Here is a 19,989-nt window from a genome sequence, read left to right on the forward strand (position 1 = left end):
GCATGATTGAACGCGGTAAATACCAATCGCTGACCATGGTCAACTGGAACGGCTTCTTTGCCCGTACGTTTGACATCGATGGTCTGGTCACCACGCTATCAGGTGGTAACGGTGCAGGTAAATCAACCACAATGGCGGCGTTCATCACCGCATTGATTCCTGACCAAACGCTGCTGCACTTCCGTAACACGACAGAAGCAGGCAGCAGCCAATCGTCTCGCGACAAAGGTTTGTACGGTAAGCTACAGCCGGGCGCATGTTATGCGGCGCTAGACGTGGTGAACTCACGTAACCAACGCCTATTGTTTGCAGTAAAACTGCAGCAAGTTGCGGGTCGTGATAAGAAAGTAGACATCAAACCGTTTGTGATCCAAGGTCTTCCAAGCCATGTGAAACCAACGGATATTTTGGTTGAAAGCGTATCTGCGACTCAAGCTCGTGTACGTCAAATCAACGAAGTAAAAGAATCGATCGCGGAATTTGAAGGCGTTCAGTTCAAAGCGTTCTCTTCTATCGTGGATTACCACGCACAAATGTTTGAATTCGGTGTGATTCCGAAGAAACTGCGTAACTCTGGTGACCGTTCTAAATTCTACCGCCTGATCGAAGCATCGCTTTACGGTGGTATCTCAAGTGCGATTACCCGTTCGCTACGTGACTACCTTCTGCCACAAAACGGCGGCGTGAAGAAAGCGTTCCAAGATATGGAATCGGCGCTGCGTGAAAACCGCATGACGCTAGAAGCGATCAAAACCACGCAAGCAGACCGTGACTTGTTCAAACATTTGATTACAGAGTCGACCAACTACGTGGCAGCGGACTATATGCGCCATGCCAACGAGCGCCGTAAAAAACTAGAACAGACATTGTCTTTGCGTTCAGAGTTATTTGGTTCTCGCGAGACCTTGATTGAGCAAAACAATCTGCTTAACCGCGTTCAAGAAGAGCTGGAACTGCTGATCGAATCAGAATCTTCTTTAGAGCAAGACTACCAAGCGGCTTCTGATCACTTGCAACTGGTGCAAAACGCGCTGCGTCAGCAAGAGAAGATCGAACGCTACCAAGAAGATCTTGAAGAGCTGAGCGAGCGTCTTGAAGAACAAATGATGGTAGTGGAAGAAGCGCAAGAACGCGTGATGATGGCTGAAGAGCAAGCTACCGTTGCAGAAGAAGAGGTGGATAGCCTTAAGACGCAGCTGGCAGACTACCAACAAGCACTCGACGTTCAGCAAACTCGCGCCCTTCAATACCAACAAGCGGTTCAAGCGCTGGAAAAAGCGAAGCAACTACTTGGCGATGACAGCCTAACGGCAGAATCGGCTCAAGCGCTTGTCTCTGAACTTAAGAGCAAAGAATCAGAAAGCACCAACGCGTTGCTATCGGTTAAGCACAAACTGGACATGTCTTCTGCAGCAGCAGAGCAGTTCGAAACGGCACTTAAACTGGTACAAAGCATCGTTGGTCAAGTTGAGCGCAAAGACGCGTCTGAACATGCGAAAACCGCAATTGCGAAAGCGCGTGAGTCACAACAAATTGCACAAAACGAACAACAATGGCGAGCACAACACCGTGCTCTCGAACGCAGCCTTAACCAGCAGCGTCAAGCACGTGAACTGGTTGCTGAATACAAAAAGCAATATCACGTTGAACTAACCGATGAGGTTACGTTTGAACAAGAACGTGAACGTCATGCGACGCAAATCGAATCACTAGAGATAGCTCAAGAAGAAGTTCGTGATCAGCGTGGTGAACAGCGCCGTCTAGAGCAAAACGCGGTGGCAGAAATCAGTAAGCTTGAAGCAATAGCACCAGCTTGGATTGCGGCGAACGATGCGCTAGAGAAACTGAGAGAGCAGAGCGGTGAAGAGCTTGAGGATCGCCATGCGGTAATGAACCACATGCAAGTTGTCCTTGAACAAGAAAGGGAGCTGTCTTTAGCTAAAGATAAGCTTGCTGAGCGCCGTAGCCAGCTAGACGCTGAGATTGAGCGCCTAGCTTCTCCTGGTGGTTCAAATGACCCTCGCCTGAAAGGTTTGGCAGATACGCTGGGCGGTGTATTGCTGTCTGAGATCTACGATGACATCACGATTGATGACGCGCCTTACTTCAGTGCGATGTACGGTCCGGCTCGTCACGCTATCGTTGTTTCTGACTTGTCAGGCATCGAAGAGAAACTGGTAGAGCTAGACGACTGTCCAGAAGACTTGTACATCATTGAAGGTGACATCGATGCCTTTGATGACAGCTCGTTCGATGCAGAAGAGTTAGAGGGCGCGGTTTGCGTTCGTATGAACGATCGCCAAATGCGTTACTCTCGCTTGCCTGAGATCCCATTGTTTGGCCGCGCGGCACGTGAGCAGCGTCTAGAGTTGCTGCGTAACGAACGAGAAGAAGTGGTAGAGAAACACGCAAAAGCGGCGTTTGATTCTCAGAAAATGCAGCGCTTGTACCAAGCGTTTAACCTATTTGTGTCTAACCACATTCAGGTTGCTTTTGACGCCGATCCAGAACAAGCACTGGCAACTATTCGTGATAAGCGTAACCAAATTGCTCGCGTGTTGGCGGATCTGGATGCGAAAGAGCAACAACAACGTTCTCAGCTTCAAACCAGCAAGCAAGCGTTGTCTTCTCTGGACAAGCTAGCGTCACACATGGTGCTTGTTGAAGATGAGTCATTGCAAGCGCGTTTTGATGAGCTAGAAGAGAAAATCGCTCAGCTTGCAGAGGCGAAGAACTTCTTAAGCAACCATGCAAAAGCCGTCGCGCAATTAGAGAATATTGCGTCTGCGCTTGATGCTGACCCAGAGCAATTCGATGCACTAGAAGCAGAATACAAAGCGGCAGACGAGCGGCTACAAGATCTTAAGAAGCAAATCTTTGCACTCTCGGATCTCGTTGAACGTCGTCACTACTTCGCTTACTCTGATTCAGTAGACCTACTGAACAAGAGTAGCGAACTGAGTGAGCAGCTAAAAGCTAAACTGGTTCAAGCTGAACAAATGCGTACACGCTCTCGTGAAGAGTTGAAACAGTCGCAAGGCCAAATGAACCAATACAACCAAGTATTGGCGTCATTGAAGAGTTCACACCAAGCGAAACTGGAAACGGTTCAAGAGTTCAAACAAGAACTTCAAGAGTTTGGCGTGAACGCGGACGAAGGTGCTGAAGAACGTGCAATGCGTCGTCGTGATGAATTGCATGAGCGTCTACACACGTCTCGTAGCCGTAAGAGCGAATACGAGCGCACAATCACCTCTACTGAACTAGAGATGAAAGGCTTGGCGAAACGTCTGAAGAAAGTTCAGAAAGAATATGTTGAGTTGCGTACGTTCGTGGTTGCTGCGAAAGCTGGCTGGTGTTCAGTACTTCGTCTGGCGCGTGAGAATGATGTTGAGCGTCGTCTACACAAGCGTGAACTGGCTTACATGTCAGCGGATGAACTGCGTTCGATGTCGGATAAATCACTGGGTGCGCTGCGTCTAGCGGTTGCGAACAATGACGACCTGCGTGATGCGCTGCGTCTATCAGAAGATAACGCACGTCCAGAGCGCAAAGTTCTGTTCTACATCGCGGTTTACCAACATCTTCGCGAGCGCATTCGTCAGGATATCATCCGTACTGATGATCCAGTTGAAGCGATCGAAGAGATGGAAGTGGAGCTAGCGCGTCTAACGGAAGAGCTAACGCAACGTGAAAACCGCCTAGCGATCAGCTCTGAGTCGGTAGCGAGCATTATCAAGAAGACGATTCAGCGTGAGCAAAACCGTATTCGTATGCTGAACCAAGGTCTGTCGAACATCTCGTTCGGTCAGGTGAAAGGCGTGCGTCTAAACGTGAAGATCCGCGAAAGTCACGAAGTGCTACTGAACGGTCTAGCGACACAGCAAGAGCAGCACAAAGACCTGTTTGAATCGACTCGCTTTACTTTCTCCGAAGCAATGGCGAAGCTGTTCCAACGTGTGAACCCACATATCGATATGGGTCAACGTTCTCCTCAGGTTCTGGGTGAAGAGCTACTGGATTACCGTAACTACCTAGAGCTAAGTGTAGAAGTGAACCGTGGTACAGATGGTTGGCTACAGGCTGAGTCTGGCGCACTATCAACAGGTGAAGCGATCGGTACCGGTCAGTCAATCCTATTGATGGTAGTACAAAGCTGGGAAGAAGAGTCTCGTCGTCTACGCAGCAAAGACATTGTGCCTTGTCGTTTGCTTTTCTTGGATGAAGCAGCGCGTCTGGATGCGAAATCGATCGCGACATTGTTCGAATTGTGTGACCGCCTGGATATGCAGCTTCTTATCGCGGCGCCTGAAAACATCAGCCCAGAGAAAGGTACGACCTACAAACTGGTGCGTAAGGTGTTTAAAGATCACGAACACGTACACGTGGTTGGTCTGCGTGGTTTTGGTCAAACGGATAAGCCTAAGACTGAAGTACAAGAGATGATTGAAGAGTTTGAATCGTAAACTTCGAATCTAACAAAACGCCCGCAATGAACGCGGGCGTTTTTGTATCTATTTACGAGGCAGGCTTCGAACAACATAAAATAAGCCGAGACTGTAGGACGGCAGTCTCGGCTTATTAGCGGAACTTAATGAGGAAGCGACGTTTATTCCTCTGGAATATCGTCCCTGACTTCGATCATTTCAGCAAGCTCTTCAAGTGCTTGGACAGAAAGCTCAGACAAGCGTTGTAGGTGTTGGTCTAAGCTCTCTTGTTCTTCAAGCTCTGGTTCATCATTATTTGTTTCTTTTATTAGCATTTCCCAACCTCTCAAGTTGAGTAAGGGGAGCTCTCATCATACTCAAAAGGCAAAGTAGAAAAGAAACGATCTATGTTGATTTTGTTAGCTCGATCATTGATTCAACTTATATATGAGAAGGATGTGTTTAATAAGGAGAGCAAGTGCAAGGTTTTGGATGCGGGAACAAAAACGCCAGTAATCATGACAATTACTGGCGAGTAATAACGAACATTATGTCGGAGGGTTAGAACAACGGCTTCACACCGAACTGCTCTGCCGCGTAAGCGACGCGTTCAATAGGTTTTGGATACTCAGCAGGTGTGCCAAGGCTCTCTATGTGTTTCAAACGAGGAAGCAAGCCTGCACCATTAGCGATTTGGATTGCCAGACCAGGGCGAGCGTTAAGCTCTAAAACCATAGGTCCTTCATCTTTATCCAGCACCATATCCGTACCCATGTATCCCAAACCTGTCATTTCCCAGGCACTTGACGCAAGCTCCAGCAAGCGCTCCCAATGCGGTACTTGAAGGGTCGAAAGGTCTTTACCTGTATCAGGGTGATGAGTCACTGGATGATCGAACTGCACCGCTCTGACGGCTTTACCTGTCGCGATGTCAATGCCTACTCCTACCGCACCTTGGTGAAGGTTTGCTTTGCCGTCGGAAGCCGCTGTAGAGCAGCGCATCATCGCCATAACTGGATAACCTTTAAATACGATGATCCGAACATCTGGTACGCCTTCATAACTGAAGCCATCAAAACAGTCATCAAACTTGATTAAGTTTTCAACCACAGCAACGTCATTTTTACCACCAAGAGAGAAAAGGCCAGCAAGCGCATTACTAATGTGACGCTCGACCTCATCCCTACCAATTGTAGAGCCGGAGGGTTTGGTATATACCCCGTTTTTGTGAGACGTAACAACCAGAATGCCTTTACCGCCACTACCTTGTGCAGGTTTGATTACAAAACCAGGCCAGTTCTCAACCATTTTGTGGATAGTCTTAACTTCAGCTTGGTTATGAATGACACCGATCAGGGCAGGAACTGTTGCTCCTGCTGCCTGTGCAATAATTTTGGTCTTTAGCTTGTCATCGACAAGTGGGTATTTAGAACGATCATTGTAACGGCCAATATAGCTGTGGTTACGCTTGTTCATCCCCATAATGCCTTTATGGCGAAGCTTAGACGGCGAAGTAAAACTTTCGAACATCGTTTAGTCCTCCGCTAGTGGTTTGAAGCGTCGTAGCTCAGTGAGGCGGTAACCTGTGTAAGTACCTAGTAATAGAATACCGGCCAGAACAATCAACTGTAGACCAATGAAGTTAAAGGTTAAGTGTTGAATGTATGAGTTCGTCATTGCAAGGTAAACTAATACCGCTGTCAGCAATGAACCACCACCTTGCAGAGCAACTTCCTTCGCACCTTCCTCTTCCCATAGGATTGACATACGTTCAATCGTCCAAGACAAGATGATCATAGGGAAGAAGGTAATTGTTAGGCCTTCCGTTAAGCCCATCTTAAACGCAACAACGGTGAACACCGAGATGATCATGATAACGGTAATAATGACCGCAGATATCCTTGCTACCAGCAATAAGTTCAACCTAGACAAATAGCTTCGAATAATCAGGCCTGTACCTACAATTAGCAAGAAACCGACAATACCCGTTAATAGTTGAGTTTGAACAAAAGCAACGGCAATCAACACAGGCATGAAGGTACCGGATGTTTTCAGGCCGATAATCACACGCAAGAACACAACGATCAGAGCACCGATAGGGATGAGCATAATGGTTTTGAACATCGCTTGCTCTTCCAAAGGTAGGCTATGAATTGAAATATTCAGTAATCCATCTGCTTCTATTTTGTTGTTCGTAGCTTGTTGTGGTGTCATTTCTTGCTTAATCATCGAGAAATGCACTTGGCTATTTTTACCACCAACAAGGTCAAGTAAGGATACGTTAGATTCATCCCACACTAACAAGTTGGGTTTCACTGCTTTTTGTTCGGATTTTGGCGAAAACAGTACCCAATCTTTACCTGACCAAACCTGAACCATTGGTTGAATTGTTTGGCGTCGACGACCATCTTCTAATTCGATAACACCGACGGTTTTGCTCTGTATACCTGCGGTAAGCAAAATGTTATGCAGTGCATCAGTACGGCTGAAATCGTTCAGTAGTAGCGACGAGTTTTGGCTATCTGGGTCATTAAGCGCTTTGATAAGCTCACGAGTAAACGTCACATTATCGGCTGAGCGACTCATCGCACGTTCGATAAGGGCATTTGCCGCTGCTGCTTGTGGTGCTGATAGCGTTGGTGGCGTAATGTCTTCCGTTGGCAGTAAAGGAGTGACTCTAGCCTGAGGGTCTACTAAGAACTGGGCTTTGTAGTATATGGTTTGTGGCCCTTGAGCTTGGCGAATTGACCATTCTGCACGACGGCCTGAATCGTCATTGATGTAGGAAACGCCATAACCTGATGAGGAAGCAGATTCACCAATAAGTGTGTAACCACTTTGCGTATGAGGTGCTGCAAGTGACGCTTTTACTTCGTTGCCGTTAGCATTGAACTCAATACGAGCTTCTACATCCCACACCTGGCGAGTTTCGCCTGGCGTCCAAGGCACGCCGTAGTTTTCATGTCTGAAAACACTCAGAGCAATGCCCGCAATCACCAATAAGATGATAGAAAGGTAAAACGGTATTTTTGACGTCATAATCTACCTTATTATTTTTTATCTTCGTCCGTTTGAATATAGGTACGACTTACATCGACAAGTGCTATGTCGCGCATAAATTCTCTACCCAGTAAAATAGGATGGTTCATATGTGAGCGATCTGCCAACGTAAATTGCGCTTTTTCATGAATTTTTCCAACGCGCACCCAAAGTTCTACCACAGCGCGGCGTTCTAACTCTTCACTGGTAACCTGGCGGATTTTGACGTAGCGAATGACAGGTGCTTCGATCCAAGTACTTTTCTCTTCTTCGGATTTACTGGTGTCTGCTAAGTGGAATCGGACCCATTTTTTGCCATTTCTTTCGAACTCTTCAATATCAACGGCATTTAAAGACGACGTCGCGGCACCAGTGTCGATACGTGCATCAAAAGTTTGCTTAATCGACTCTACCGTGACCTTTTCGATAGAGCCAAGGACAATATCGTGAGTTGGGGTTGGTTCCACAGGAGCGGGAGATTGGACAATAATCGGCTCTTTCGGTTTTTTTACTTCTGCCATTGCTTCATCGCGAAATGTAAGAAGTTCAACCTGTAGTTTATCGACTTGTTCTTCAAGGCTGTCGATATAGTCCGATTGGTTGCTGAGCTGTAGCTCTAGGTTGGTAATGCGATTATTGACATTCGCTTCTGAATTTTGAATCGCCGCTAACGTTTCTTGGTGGTACTGTTCGCCTTTGGTTAGTGAGCATCCAGATAGTAAGGCGATGGCAACAATCGGGGTCAATCGTAATAACATTGAAAACCTTGGGATTGGATTAAGTTGTTTATTTTTTAGGAGTTTAGCTTATATCGATAAAGCCTCACAAGTAAGAATGTTTCTCTATTACTTATTGTTTGAGGAATAGTGATGAAAAGCCAAAAATCAAGGACATAAAAGCGCATCCTTATTTAGAGCGTGCTTATATTTTGACGTGAAAAATGGATTCAAAAAACAAACTCGCTCATTACGAGGAAAGAGGGTAATGTCTTAACTCGTAAAATGAGTTAAGACAATGTCAGGAATCTCAGCGAATTATGATTTGCGAGCGACAAGAACCGCGCGGCGAGGGGCAGGATAGCCTTCTACAGTTTTGCTTGGGTCGTTCGGATCTAAGTAGTCAGGTAGAGAGTTATGCGTCATCCAATCTGTGGTACGTTGTTCATCTACGGATGTGATGTTTTCATCAACGATACGAACATCTTCAAAACCGACCAATTCTAGCCACACTTTTAGGGCTTTTGCTGAAGGGAAGAAATAGACATTACGCATTTGCGCGTAACGAGAACTCGGGACCAGTACTGCATTCTCATCACCTTCAATCACGAGTGTTTCCAATACGAGTTCACCTCCAGATACCAATTGATCTTTTAGTTGCACTAAATGATCGAGAGGAGAGCGGCGATGGTAAAGCACGCCCATGCTGAATACAGTATCGAACGCTTCTAACTTAGGTAGTTGTTCAATACCCAATGGCAATAGGTGTGCACGTTGGTCATCGCCCATTAGTTTACGAATTGCTTCGAACTGAATTAGAAACAGGTGAGATGGATCGATACCGACAGTTAAGCGTGCACCTTCGCCTAGCATGCGCCACATGTGGTATCCGTTACCACAACCTACATCGAGTACGCTGCGATTCTTTAATGGTGAAATATGCGGAAGCACGCGGTCCCATTTCCAATCACTGCGCCACTCAGTATCAATATGGATGCCGTGTACGTTGTATGGGCCTTTGCGCCAAGGATGGAATGTACGAAGTAAGCTTTCTAGCTTTTTAAGTTCCCCTTGAGGCATGGGCTCATTGTTTGAAATCGTGACAGAATCAACAATGTCGATGTTGTCCGGTCTACCCGCTGGGATTTTGTTCAGGGCTTTCAACCAGCGACCAAAGTCACCGTGCTCTGCATTTTGCCAATCCGTTAGCTGTTGTGGAAGCACATTAAGCCAAGGTTGAAGACGGGTGTCTTGGGCAATCAATTGGTAGAAATTTGCAAAGTTAAACATAGTTAGTTAATCGCTGAGTTGATGGGTATAAATTATTAACAAAAGCCGAAATCGGTATGGTTCAGGCTTGGTATGTATGGTCTATTTAATCGCGAACATGGAGCCGAAGTTAAAGCATTGGAACCAAACGTCATAGCTAGAAAAGCCAATTTTAGCGAAACGCTCTTTATGTTCTTTCTTTGAATCTGGGCGCATTACGTTTTCTATCGCGCTGCGCTTTTGGCTGATTTCTAGTTCGCTATAACCATTCGCACGTTTAAAGTCGTGGTGAAGGTCAATTAACAGCTCGTTCGACACTTCATCTTCGAAGACGAATTTCTCAGATAGAATCAAAATGCCGCCCGGACGAAGGCCAGCGTAAATTTTTTCGAGCAAGGAGTAACGATCTTCTGGAGAGAGGAATTGCAAAGTGAAGTTCAACACCACCACTGACGCGTTTTCAATTTCGATATTGCGAATGTCTGCTTCTACTACATCCACAGGAGTGTCACTGCGGTAAGCGTTGACGTGAAGTTTACAACGCTCAACCATTGCAGGAGAGTTGTCCACTGCGATGATTTGGCAACCTTCTTGTTTGATATGGCGACGCATAGACAATGTTGCAGCACCCAAAGAACAGCCAAGGTCATAGATGTTTGAGTGAGGTTTTACAAAACGCTCTGCCAGCATACCGATTGCAGAAATGATATTGCTGTAACCCGGTACCGATCGTTGAATCATGTCAGGAAATACTTCCGCTACGCGTTCATCGAACGTGAAATCCCCAATTTTATCGATTGGAGCCGAAAAAATAGTATCTGGATTGCTCTTAGGGTTCATAACTAAGTCTCTGCATACAAGCCGCCTGAAAATGTCAGGCACCAAAAAAGGCGCGTATTTTATGGGAATTTCGCGCCTCTGTCATGTGTTGCGTTAGAACATCTGTAACTGCGAGTTGCCATCGTCAGCTGGGAAAGGTGATAACTCAGGGAGTGTGATACGCTTTTGTATGTCTTTATATAGGTTTGCGGCCAACTCTGGCGCAATTATATTGTCTGCGGTATGGATCATGACATATGGCTGTTTACCTTCGGCAATCCATTGTGGCAACTTGTTGAGCCATGGTTTAAAAAACTCGTAATTTTGCTGTTCTTCTGGATGACCAATAAAGCGAATCAAAGGATGTGAAGCGGTAGCAATGGCGTGAACAGGGACTCGTGGTTTTTTCATTTGTGCATCAATAATCGCCTCATTGTCGGGCTTAGCGGCAAAGACTGGGCGGCTATCCATAATAATGCGGTCAATATTATTCTCTACTAACCATTGGTTAAGTGCTCGCTCTTCTTCGCCTTTGGAGAAAAATGCCATATGGCGAACCTCAACACCGAGAGGGAAGTTAGGTGGAAAGCTCGCGCAGAACTTTTTCAGTCGATCAAGGTGCTCAGGACCAAATGCGGCTGGTAATTGAATTGTCCATTGGCCCACACGGTCATGCAAAGGCTCCATGACTTTCATGAAGTCTCTCAGTTGTTCGCTGCAACCTCTTAGCATTTGCTCATGAGTAATGGCTTTAGGAAGTTTGAAAGTAAAGCGAAAATCATCGTGGGTTGCGGCTCTCCAGTTTTGCACTGTATTGAGCGTCGGTGTGGCATAAAATGTCGTGTTGCCTTCCACGGTATGAAACACTTGCGCATACCTTTCTAAACGTTCAGCGGGCTTTGTCCCGCTGCCGTAAAAACTTTGTTGCCATTGGTTGTGCGACCACATCGTCAATCCAAGTCGAAGAGGTAAGTTATCCATTATTCTTTACTGCTTGCTACTCGTGTGAATACTTTACGAGAGTTTTGCTGAAATAGGTAATTTCACGCTATAATCCTCCCCAATTTTTTCGCTTTGGTGCGCTTTTGAACATTTGTTGTACTAAAAAGCACCAGTGAATGATAAAACACACGTAATTGTATGTTGAGTAGTCGATTTTCGTGGACATTCAGCGTATAACAGAATCTTTACTCTGCTTAGCAATGAGGCTGACAGAGCTTAGTTAACAACATTTGAGAGATTGGGAATTTCATTATGCGTACCCATTACTGTGGTCACCTGAACAAGTCCCTTGCAGGACAAACTGTAGAACTTTGCGGCTGGGTTAACCGTCGTCGTGATTTAGGCGGTCTTATTTTTATTGATATGCGAGATCGCGAAGGTATCGTTCAGGTAGTTGTTGATCCAGATATGGCGGATGCGTATGAAGTGGCGAACACACTTCGTAATGAATTCTGTATCAAACTAACGGGTGAAGTGCGCGTTCGCCCAGAGAGCCAAGCAAACAAAGACATGGCAACAGGTGAAGTCGAGATCCTTGCGAAAGGTCTTGAAATCATCAACCGTTCTGATGTTCTGCCTCTAGATTTCAACCAAAAGAACTCTGAAGAGCAACGCCTGAAGTACCGTTACCTAGATCTACGTCGTCCTGAAATGAGCGACCGCATCAAACTACGTGCTAAAGCGTCTAGCTTTGTTCGTCGTTTCCTAGATGACAACGGCTTCCTAGACATCGAAACGCCAGTACTAACAAAAGCGACTCCAGAAGGCGCTCGTGACTATCTAGTACCTAGCCGTGTTCACAAAGGCAGCTTCTACGCGCTTCCTCAGTCTCCACAGCTATTCAAACAGCTTCTAATGATGTCTGGTTTTGACCGTTACTACCAAATTGTTAAGTGTTTCCGTGATGAAGACTTGCGTGCTGACCGTCAACCAGAATTCACTCAGATCGATATCGAAACGTCATTCATGACGGCTGACCAAGTTCGTGCAACGACTGAAAAAATGGTTCGTGAAATGTGGCAAGAGCTACTAAACGTTGACCTAGGTGAATTCCCAGTAATGCCGTTCAGCGAAGCGATTCGTCGTTTCGGTTCTGACAAGCCAGACCTACGTAACCCACTGGAACTAGTAGACGTTGCTGACCTAGTGAAAGATGTTGAGTTCAAAGTATTCTCAGGTCCAGCAAACGACGAAAAAGGCCGCGTTGCCGTTATTCGCGTTCCAGGTGGTGCATCTTTGACTCGTAAGCAAATTGATGGCTACGGTGAATTCGTTGGCATCTACGGTGCGAAAGGTCTAGCTTGGATGAAGGTTAATGACCGTGCAGCGGGCATGGAAGGTATCCAATCTCCAGTCGCTAAGTTCCTAAATGAAGACGTGATCAACGGCATTCTAGATCGTACTCAAGCGGAATCTGGTGACATTATCCTATTTGGCGCTGATAAAGCGGGTATCGTTGCAGAAGCAATGGGTGCGCTACGTTTGAAACTAGGTAAAGACCTAGAGCTAACGGATGAATCTGCTTGGGCTCCATTATGGGTGGTTGACTTCCCGATGTTCGAAGAAGATGACGAAGGCAACCTACACGCGATGCACCACCCATTCACATCGCCTCTAGGTGTGACTGCGGAAGAGCTAAAAGCAAACCCTGCTGCGGCAAATTCTAACGCTTACGATATGGTTCTAAATGGCTACGAAGTGGGCGGCGGCTCTGTTCGTATCCACAACGCAGATATGCAAGAAGCCGTATTTGATATTCTAGGTATCACACCTGAAGAGCAACAGCTTAAGTTCGGCTTCCTGCTTGATGCGCTGAAATTCGGTACGCCTCCACATGCTGGTCTTGCATTTGGTCTAGACCGTCTAGTAATGCTGCTATGTGGCACAGAGAACATCCGTGATGTTATCGCGTTCCCTAAAACAACAGCAGCGGCGTGTCTACTAACAGACGCACCAAGTATTGCGAACCCAGCAGCGCTAGAAGAGCTAGCAATCGCAGTAACTGCAGCGAAAGAAAAAGACGCAGAATAAGCGCACAACATTTGAAGAAAACTCCCGCAACTGCGGGAGTTTTTGTTTAAATAAACCCAAGAAACTTCCAAAGCAATTTCCCAAGCAACGCTTTTTAGAACATGTTTTGTTATTAAGCGTCAAAATACATTAAAAGGTGAATTATGGCTGGTCATAGTAAATGGGCGAATATTCGTCACCGTAAAGCAGCGCAAGATGCGAAGCGCGGCAAAATCTTTACTAAATTAATTCGTGAAATCGTTGTTGCGGCAAAAGAGGGGGGCGGTGAGCCAGAAAATAACCCACGTTTGCGAGCAGCAATTGATAAAGCACTGTCTAACAACATGACACGTGACACTGTCAACCGCGCTGTCAGCCGAGGTGCTGGTGGTGAAGGCGACGACAACATGGAAACCGTGATCTATGAAGGTTATGGTCCAGGTGGTACGGCGGTCATGGTCGAATGTATGACGGATAACCGAAATCGTACGGTATCTGGCGTACGTCATGCATTCTCAAAGTCAGGCGGTAATCTGGGGACGGATGGTAGCGTCAACTATCTTTTCGACAAGAAAGGCGTGATTTCATATGGCCCAGGTTTAGATGAAGATGGGGTAATGGAAGTAGCATTAGAAAGTGGTGCTGATGACATTGAAACGGCAGAAGATGGCTCGATTGATGTCTACACGGCCCCAGGCGATTTTGGACTCGTAAAAGATGCTCTTGATGCCGCAGGGTTTGAGGCAGAGAACGCTGAGGTGTCGCTGATCCCATCTACGAAAGCAGATTTGGACGCGGATACTGCGCCAAAACTACTTCGTTTGATTGACGCTTTGGAAGATCTGGACGACGTTCAAGAGGTTTATCACAATGGTGATATCTCTGACGACGTTGCGGCTACGCTAGATTAAACTCAAGGTGTCGGGAGCGGTATTTGCTCCGAAGTTAGCAAGTAATAATAAAAAGACTGAGGCCGAATTAGGCCTCATTTTTAGGAACATTCATGTCAATTATTTTGGGCATTGACCCAGGTTCGCGCATTACCGGCTATGGGGTCATTCGTCAAAATGGACGCCACTTGCAATACCTTGGTAGTGGCTGCATTCGTACTTCAGAAAAAGAACTTCCGGGTCGGCTTAAACAGATTTATGCAGGCGTCACGGAAATCATTACCCAGTTTCAACCGGACGTTTTCGCGATCGAGCAAGTGTTTATGGCCAAAAACGCGGATTCAGCGCTAAAACTTGGCCAAGCTCGTGGCAGTGCAATTGTTGCTGCGGTGAATGCGGAGTTGCCGGTATTTGAATACGCGGCTCGTCTTATTAAGCAAGCTGTCGTCGGCACTGGTGGCGCGGACAAAGCGCAAGTTCAGCATATGGTTCAGCAGATGCTTAAATTGCCCGCCAAGCCTCAAGCGGATGCAGCCGATGCTTTAGGTGTGGCGATTTGTCATGCCAATACTAACAAGACTCTCGTTGCGTTAGCGGGCAAAGCAACCAGTGCCAGAAAAGGGCGCTACCGTTAAAATTAACTGGATGTCTATCCAGTTCTTTATTATCCTGTCGCAAATTCATTTCCAAAGAGTATTTATAGTGATTGGACGTCTTCGTGGCATACTGATTGAAAAACAACCACCTGAAGTATTAATTGAAGTTAATGGCATTGGCTATGAAGTCCAGATGCCAATGAGCTGTTTTTACGAACTGCCAAATGTTGGCGAAGAAGCCATTATTTATACTCACTTTGTTGTCCGTGAAGATGCGCAATTGCTATACGGTTTCAACACAGTAAAAGAACGAGCACTTTTCCGTGAAGTGATCAAAGCCAATGGCGTTGGTCCTAAACTCGGTCTTGGTATTCTCTCTGGTATGACAGCAACGCAATTTGTTACTTGTGTGGAACATGAAGACGTTTCTACGCTGGTTAAGCTTCCAGGCGTTGGCAAGAAAACCGCAGAGCGATTGGTTGTTGAAATGAAAGACCGCTTGAAAGGGTGGGGCGCAGGCGATCTATTTACACCATTTACGGATGCTGCTCCTGCGGATTCTAGTGCGACATCCAACAACGCGGAAGAAGAGGCAATCAGTGCGCTTCTAGCTCTAGGTTACAAGCCGACTCAAGCGTCGAAAGTGGTATCTCAGATCGCTAAACCGGACATGAGCAGTGAGCAAATGATCCGTGAAGCTCTAAAATCAATGGTGTAACGCTGGTTGCACAGTGAACATTTGTTCAAGATAACTCATTCTCTAAGGTTAATGCCAATCGCTTAACGGTGTTTTTTGTGTCATTCCAGCGAGCCTGGCGAGACTGGGAATCTAATAGCAGCACGCTGAGCGGTTAATGAAACAATTTGACCATAAATCGCTCGGATAGAAGATCCTGTATCACGCTCCTTCGTCGCTGTACAGGATGACGAGATATAGAAATATGCCACTTGCTGTTAAACGAGCGGCATTATTCTCTCAGGTAACCATTTTTCAAGGTAAAAAGATGATTGAAGCCGATCGTTTAATCGCGCCAGAAAACCCTGCCTTTCGTGATGAAGATGTCATTGATCGTGCTATTCGGCCAAAAAAATTAGCGGATTACCAAGGTCAGGACCATGTCCGTGACCAAATGGAGATCTTCATTAAAGCTGCTCAGTTACGTAGCGAAGCACTTGATCACCTTTTGATTTTTGGTCCTCCAGGTTTGGGTAAAACCACACTTGCGAATATCGTTGCCAATGAAATGGAAGTGAACATTCGCACTACTTCAGGCCCTGTACTTGAGAAAGCAGGCGATTTGGCCGCGCTGTTAACCAACCTTGAAGAAAACGATGTGTTGTTCATCGATGAGATTCACCGCTTGAGTCCGATGGTTGAAGAGGTGCTATATCCGGCGATGGAAGATTATCAACTGGATATTATGATCGGTGAAGGTCCGGCCGCTCGTTCTATTAAGATCGATTTACCACCATTTACGTTAATTGGTGCGACGACCCGAGCGGGCTCTTTAACGTCACCATTGCGCGACCGCTTTGGTATTACTCAGCGCCTTGAGTTTTATAAGATAAAAGACCTCCAAGATATCGTGCAGCGAAGCGCGGATTGTTTAGGTTTATCAATGGAACCTGAAGGTGCATTGGAAGTGGCAAGACGTGCGCGTGGCACACCACGTATTGCTAACCGTTTGCTACGCCGTGTTCGTGATTATGCGGAAGTAAAAGGCAATGGTCACATTTGTGCCGATGTTGCTGATAAGGCGTTGAATATGCTTGATGTGGACGCCGAAGGCTTCGATTACATGGACCGTAAGCTACTACTCGCGATTATGGAAAAATTTGGTGGTGGTCCGGTCGGGCTCGACAACATGGCAGCGGCGATAGGTGAAGAAAAGGACACTATTGAAGACGTTCTTGAGCCTTATCTTATTCAGCAAGGTTATTTACAACGCACTCCGCGTGGAAGAATCGCGACAGATCGTGCGTATTTGCATTTCGGAATTGAAAAATAAGATTCCCTCGCTGGGCCTTTGTTGCCCAGCGCTTCATTAAAGTTGACCAAACTCACATTTTTTGAATTTTTTCTCATACTGGTTTAGTAAGTAAAAAGCATTGATTGTTAACTCGATGTTTGCTTGCAACTGGTTAATTTCTCTCCTGATTACTCTCTCTTAACATCCGTATCCAATACTGGTTGATCTAGATCAATGTGATGGATTTTTGTGCAAATTCCGCGCATAAACATTGATGTATATCAAAGCGCGTTACGGCTATAAACCTTTTGAAACAATCTGTTTTTACAAGTAATATTAGCCCCAGCTATATTAGCTGATGCTTAACAATTAACTAACCAATGAAGCACATTTTTGCAACAATGAGTTGTGATAATTCAACATTTTTCAAGTGTAAATAACACCTGAATATGGATTGCAATATGTAGAGAGTGTCATTCAGCCGACACATAGGAGTTACCATGATTGACGTAGTTGATCTATCGCGGTTGCAGTTTGCACTGACAGCGATGTATCACTTCCTATTCGTACCATTGACCCTTGGTATGGCCTTCCTTCTGGCCATTATGGAATCGATGTACGTAATGACGAACAAGCAAATCTATAAGGACATGACCAAGTTCTGGGGTAAGCTATTCGGTATTAACTTTGCACTTGGTGTGGCGACAGGCCTTACCATGGAGTTCCAGTTTGGTACGAACTGGTCTTATTACTCCCACTATGTAGGTGATATCTTCGGTGCACCGCTAGCGATCGAAGCACTTGTCGCATTCTTCCTGGAGTCAACTTTTGTTGGTCTATTCTTCTTCGGGTGGGATCGTCTATCTAAACGCCAACACTTAGCGGTTACCTGGCTTGTGGCACTAGGCTCTAACTTCTCTGCTCTTTGGATTCTTATCGCAAACGGCTGGATGCAAAACCCAGTAGGCGCAGATTTCAACTTCGAAACCATGCGAATGGAAATGGTGAGCTTCTCTGAGGTTGTACTAAACCCAGTTGCTCAGGTTAAGTTCGTGCATACGGTTGCTTCTGGTTACACTTGTGGCGCAATGTTTATTCTAGGCATCAGTTCATACTACCTATTAAAAGGTCGTGACATTGCGTTTGCTCGTCGTTCGTTTGCTATTGCTGCTTCTTTCGGTATTGCAGCTATCTTATCTACCATCGTTCTTGGTGACGAATCTGGCTATGAGCTTGGTGAAGTTCAAAAAGTGAAACTCGCTGCAATTGAAGCAGAGTGGCACACTGAACCTGCACCTGCCGCATTTACGTTATTTGGTGTTCCTAACCAGGAAACGATGCATACCGATTACGCAATTAAGATCCCTTACGTAATGGGTATTATCGCGACACGCTCTTTTGATGAGCAAGTAACAGGTCTTCGTGATTTACGTGATGAACACGTCGATCGTATTCGTGACGGCATGTACGCTTATGAACTTCTAGAGAAGCTTCGTGCGGGCGATAAGTCAGAAGAAAACATGACTGCGTTTGATGAAGTGAAAGGTGACCTAGGTTACGGTCTACTTCTAAAGCGCTACACAGACAATGTTGTTGATGCAACAGAAGAGCAAATCCAAGCTGCTGCGGACGACTCAATCCCAACAGTATGGCCGCTATTCTGGTCATTCCGTATCATGGTTGCTTGTGGCTTCATCATGTTGTTTGTCTTTGGTGCGGCGTTTATCCAAACGTGTCGTCAGAAGATTGAACAGAAACAATGGATTCTAAAAGCTGCACTATTTAGCATTCCACTACCTTGGATTGCAATTGAAGCGGGTTGGTTCGTCGCTGAGTACGGCCGTCAGCCTTGGGCTGTAGGTGAAATTCTACCAGTGCATGTTGCAGCTTCTGCGCTAACTGCAGGTGAAATCTGGACTTCACTCTTCGCAATTCTGGCGCTATACACGGTATTCCTGATTGCAGAAGTTTACCTAATGTTGAAATTCGCTCGTAAAGGCCCAAGTAGCCTGAAAACGGGTCGCTACCACTTCGAGCAAAATGCTGACTCTGTTGAAGACAAAGTTAGTCGCCAAGTAGAAGCGTAAGGTAAGGAGATAACAAGATGTTTGATTACGAAATCTTGCGACTCATCTGGTGGGTACTAATCGGTGTTCTACTAGTTGGTTTTGCAGTAACAGACGGCTTCGATATGGGTGTAGGCGCGCTTGTACCTATCATCGGTAAAAACGACACGCAACGCCGTGTCATGATTAACTCAATTGCTCCTCACTGGGATGGTAACCAAGTTTGGCTTATCACTGCTGGTGGTGCACTGTTCGCAGCTTGGCCTTTGGTTTACGCAACGTCATTTTCAGGCTTCTACTTAGCGATGATTTTGACACTAGCAGCGCTATGGCTTCGTCCTCTTGGCCTAGACTACCGCTCTAAAATCGAAGATCCAAAATGGCGCAATAGCTGGGATATCTGTATCTCAATCAGTGGTTTTGTTCCGCCAATCATCTTTGGTGTAGCGTTTGGCAACCTTCTACAAGGTGTACCATTCCAATTGAGTGAGTTCTTGATGCCAACATACCATGGCTCATTCTTTGGTCTACTAAACCCATTTGCACTGTTGTGTGGTCTAGTAAGCTTGTTCATGATTTTGATGCAAGGTTCTACTTGGCTACAAATGAAAACAACAGGCGAAGTGCATGTGCGTGCGCGCAACGTTGCTCAGTTGGCTGGTTTACTGACGGTTGCTGCGTTTGTAGCGGCTGGTTTCTGGATCCAAAATATCGATGGCTACGTCATTGTTGGCGGTATCGACACTAACGCAGCTTCTAACCCTCTAAACAAAGAGGTTATCCGTGAAGCTGGTGCGTGGATGAAGAATTTTGAAAACTACCCATTACTATGGGCTGCTCCTGTACTAGGTGTTGCAATGCCGCTTCTCGCTGTATTGGCATCTCGTCTTGAAAAATGTGCGATTTCGTTCATTACTTCAAGCTTGGGTGTTGCTGGTGTTATCTTTACTGCAGGTTTTGCGATGTTCCCATTCATCATGCCTTCAGACTTAATGCCAAGCCACAGCTTAACAATGTGGGATGCAACGTCATCTGAGCTGACTCTGAACCTAATGACAGGCGTTGCGTTTGTTATGGTGCCAATCATCCTTGGCTACACATCTTGGACTTACTACAAGATGTTTGGTCGCCTTGATGACCAGTACATTGAAGACAACAAAAACTCACTTTACTAAGGAGCATTTA

At 46.0% G+C, this 19,989-nt stretch carries 15 protein-coding genes; 8 read left to right on the plus strand and 7 right to left on the minus strand.

The features are described 5' to 3' along the window. The first annotated feature begins 2 nt into the window (after positions 1-2). A complete protein-coding gene (mukB, locus tag R7E78_RS04640) occupies positions 3-4,466 on the plus strand; it encodes a chromosome partition protein MukB (RefSeq protein WP_318057720.1) in 4,464 nt (1,487 codons plus the stop codon). A gap of 143 nt (positions 4,467-4,609) precedes the next feature. Here mukB and R7E78_RS04645 read toward each other — a convergent pair whose 3' ends face one another. From R7E78_RS04645 to R7E78_RS04675, 7 genes are all read right to left on the minus strand, one after another. Further along, the gene (locus R7E78_RS04645) at positions 4,610-4,762 is read right to left on the minus strand and encodes a hypothetical protein (RefSeq protein WP_005378381.1); all 153 of its coding nucleotides are present in this window, start codon (positions 4,760-4,762) and stop codon (positions 4,610-4,612) included. A 226-nt stretch (positions 4,763-4,988) separates the two neighbouring features. Further along, positions 4,989-5,957 (minus strand): alpha-L-glutamate ligase-like protein, encoded by a 969-nt coding sequence (locus R7E78_RS04650; protein WP_005378387.1) that lies wholly within the window; start codon positions 5,955-5,957, stop codon positions 4,989-4,991. A gap of 3 nt (positions 5,958-5,960) precedes the next feature. Beyond that, positions 5,961-7,466, minus strand: coding sequence for an inactive transglutaminase family protein (locus R7E78_RS04655; RefSeq protein ID WP_318057695.1), 1,506 nt, complete (start codon positions 7,464-7,466; stop codon positions 5,961-5,963). Between the two features lie 11 nt (positions 7,467-7,477). Continuing rightward, positions 7,478-8,224 carry an ATP-dependent zinc protease gene (locus R7E78_RS04660; RefSeq protein WP_005378391.1) on the minus strand — a complete coding sequence of 249 codons (747 nt, stop codon included), beginning with the start codon at positions 8,222-8,224 and terminating at the stop codon, positions 7,478-7,480. A 276-nt stretch (positions 8,225-8,500) separates the two neighbouring features. Next, positions 8,501-9,472 (minus strand): tRNA 5-methoxyuridine(34)/uridine 5-oxyacetic acid(34) synthase CmoB, encoded by a 972-nt coding sequence (gene cmoB / locus R7E78_RS04665; protein WP_130546628.1) that lies wholly within the window; start codon positions 9,470-9,472, stop codon positions 8,501-8,503. Between the two features lie 81 nt (positions 9,473-9,553). Continuing rightward, positions 9,554-10,291, minus strand: coding sequence for a carboxy-S-adenosyl-L-methionine synthase CmoA (cmoA, locus tag R7E78_RS04670; RefSeq protein WP_017635063.1), 738 nt, complete (start codon positions 10,289-10,291; stop codon positions 9,554-9,556). A gap of 93 nt (positions 10,292-10,384) precedes the next feature. Beyond that, complete coding sequence (locus R7E78_RS04675) at positions 10,385-11,251, minus strand: DUF72 domain-containing protein (RefSeq protein ID WP_064367988.1); 867 nt, start codon at positions 11,249-11,251, stop codon at positions 10,385-10,387. A gap of 273 nt (positions 11,252-11,524) precedes the next feature. Here R7E78_RS04675 and aspS point away from each other — a divergent pair, with 273 nt between their 5' ends. From aspS to cydB, 7 genes are all read left to right on the plus strand, one after another. Continuing rightward, positions 11,525-13,303 carry an aspartate--tRNA ligase gene (aspS, locus tag R7E78_RS04680; protein ID WP_005378401.1) on the plus strand — a complete coding sequence of 593 codons (1,779 nt, stop codon included), beginning with the start codon at positions 11,525-11,527 and terminating at the stop codon, positions 13,301-13,303. Positions 13,304-13,446: 143 nt separating this feature from the next. Continuing rightward, the gene (locus R7E78_RS04685; protein WP_017635061.1) at positions 13,447-14,193 is read left to right on the plus strand and encodes a YebC/PmpR family DNA-binding transcriptional regulator; all 747 of its coding nucleotides are present in this window, start codon (positions 13,447-13,449) and stop codon (positions 14,191-14,193) included. A 92-nt stretch (positions 14,194-14,285) separates the two neighbouring features. Continuing rightward, a complete protein-coding gene (ruvC, locus tag R7E78_RS04690; protein ID WP_005387909.1) occupies positions 14,286-14,807 on the plus strand; it encodes a crossover junction endodeoxyribonuclease RuvC in 522 nt (173 codons plus the stop codon). Between the two features lie 67 nt (positions 14,808-14,874). Next, entirely contained in the window at positions 14,875-15,486 is a 612-nt protein-coding gene (gene ruvA, locus R7E78_RS04695) for a Holliday junction branch migration protein RuvA (RefSeq protein WP_017820041.1), read from the plus strand. A gap of 286 nt (positions 15,487-15,772) precedes the next feature. Next, positions 15,773-16,777 carry a Holliday junction branch migration DNA helicase RuvB gene (gene ruvB / locus R7E78_RS04700; protein ID WP_005378312.1) on the plus strand — a complete coding sequence of 335 codons (1,005 nt, stop codon included), beginning with the start codon at positions 15,773-15,775 and terminating at the stop codon, positions 16,775-16,777. Between the two features lie 461 nt (positions 16,778-17,238). After that, on the plus strand, positions 17,239-18,825 hold the full coding sequence (cydA, locus tag R7E78_RS04705; RefSeq protein ID WP_005378311.1) for a cytochrome ubiquinol oxidase subunit I: 1,587 nt from the start codon (positions 17,239-17,241) through the stop codon (positions 18,823-18,825). A 17-nt stretch (positions 18,826-18,842) separates the two neighbouring features. Continuing rightward, positions 18,843-19,979: a cytochrome d ubiquinol oxidase subunit II gene (cydB, locus tag R7E78_RS04710; RefSeq protein ID WP_005387923.1), complete on the plus strand. Its 1,137-nt coding sequence runs from the start codon at positions 18,843-18,845 to the stop codon at positions 19,977-19,979. The last annotated feature ends 10 nt before the right edge of the window (positions 19,980-19,989 follow it).

It is taken from the genome of Vibrio sp. YT-19(2023) (assembly GCF_033337395.1).

Coding starts and splice junctions, on each gene's coding strand:
- R7E78_RS04650 (WP_005378387.1), bottom strand. CDS start 5,957: ATGTTCGAAAGTTTTACTTCGCCGTCTAAGCTTCGCCATAAAGGCATT.
- aspS (WP_005378401.1), top strand. CDS start 11,525: ATGCGTACCCATTACTGTGGTCACCTGAACAAGTCCCTTGCAGGACAA.
- cmoA (WP_017635063.1), bottom strand. CDS start 10,291: ATGAACCCTAAGAGCAATCCAGATACTATTTTTTCGGCTCCAATCGAT.
- cydA (WP_005378311.1), top strand. CDS start 17,239: ATGATTGACGTAGTTGATCTATCGCGGTTGCAGTTTGCACTGACAGCG.
- ruvB (WP_005378312.1), top strand. CDS start 15,773: ATGATTGAAGCCGATCGTTTAATCGCGCCAGAAAACCCTGCCTTTCGT.
- cmoB (WP_130546628.1), bottom strand. CDS start 9,472: ATGTTTAACTTTGCAAATTTCTACCAATTGATTGCCCAAGACACCCGT.
- R7E78_RS04675 (WP_064367988.1), bottom strand. CDS start 11,251: ATGGATAACTTACCTCTTCGACTTGGATTGACGATGTGGTCGCACAAC.
- R7E78_RS04685 (WP_017635061.1), top strand. CDS start 13,447: ATGGCTGGTCATAGTAAATGGGCGAATATTCGTCACCGTAAAGCAGCG.
- mukB (WP_318057720.1), top strand. CDS start 3: ATGATTGAACGCGGTAAATACCAATCGCTGACCATGGTCAACTGGAAC.
- ruvC (WP_005387909.1), top strand. CDS start 14,286: ATGTCAATTATTTTGGGCATTGACCCAGGTTCGCGCATTACCGGCTAT.
- R7E78_RS04645 (WP_005378381.1), bottom strand. CDS start 4,762: ATGCTAATAAAAGAAACAAATAATGATGAACCAGAGCTTGAAGAACAA.
- R7E78_RS04660 (WP_005378391.1), bottom strand. CDS start 8,224: ATGTTATTACGATTGACCCCGATTGTTGCCATCGCCTTACTATCTGGA.
- R7E78_RS04655 (WP_318057695.1), bottom strand. CDS start 7,466: ATGACGTCAAAAATACCGTTTTACCTTTCTATCATCTTATTGGTGATT.
- cydB (WP_005387923.1), top strand. CDS start 18,843: ATGTTTGATTACGAAATCTTGCGACTCATCTGGTGGGTACTAATCGGT.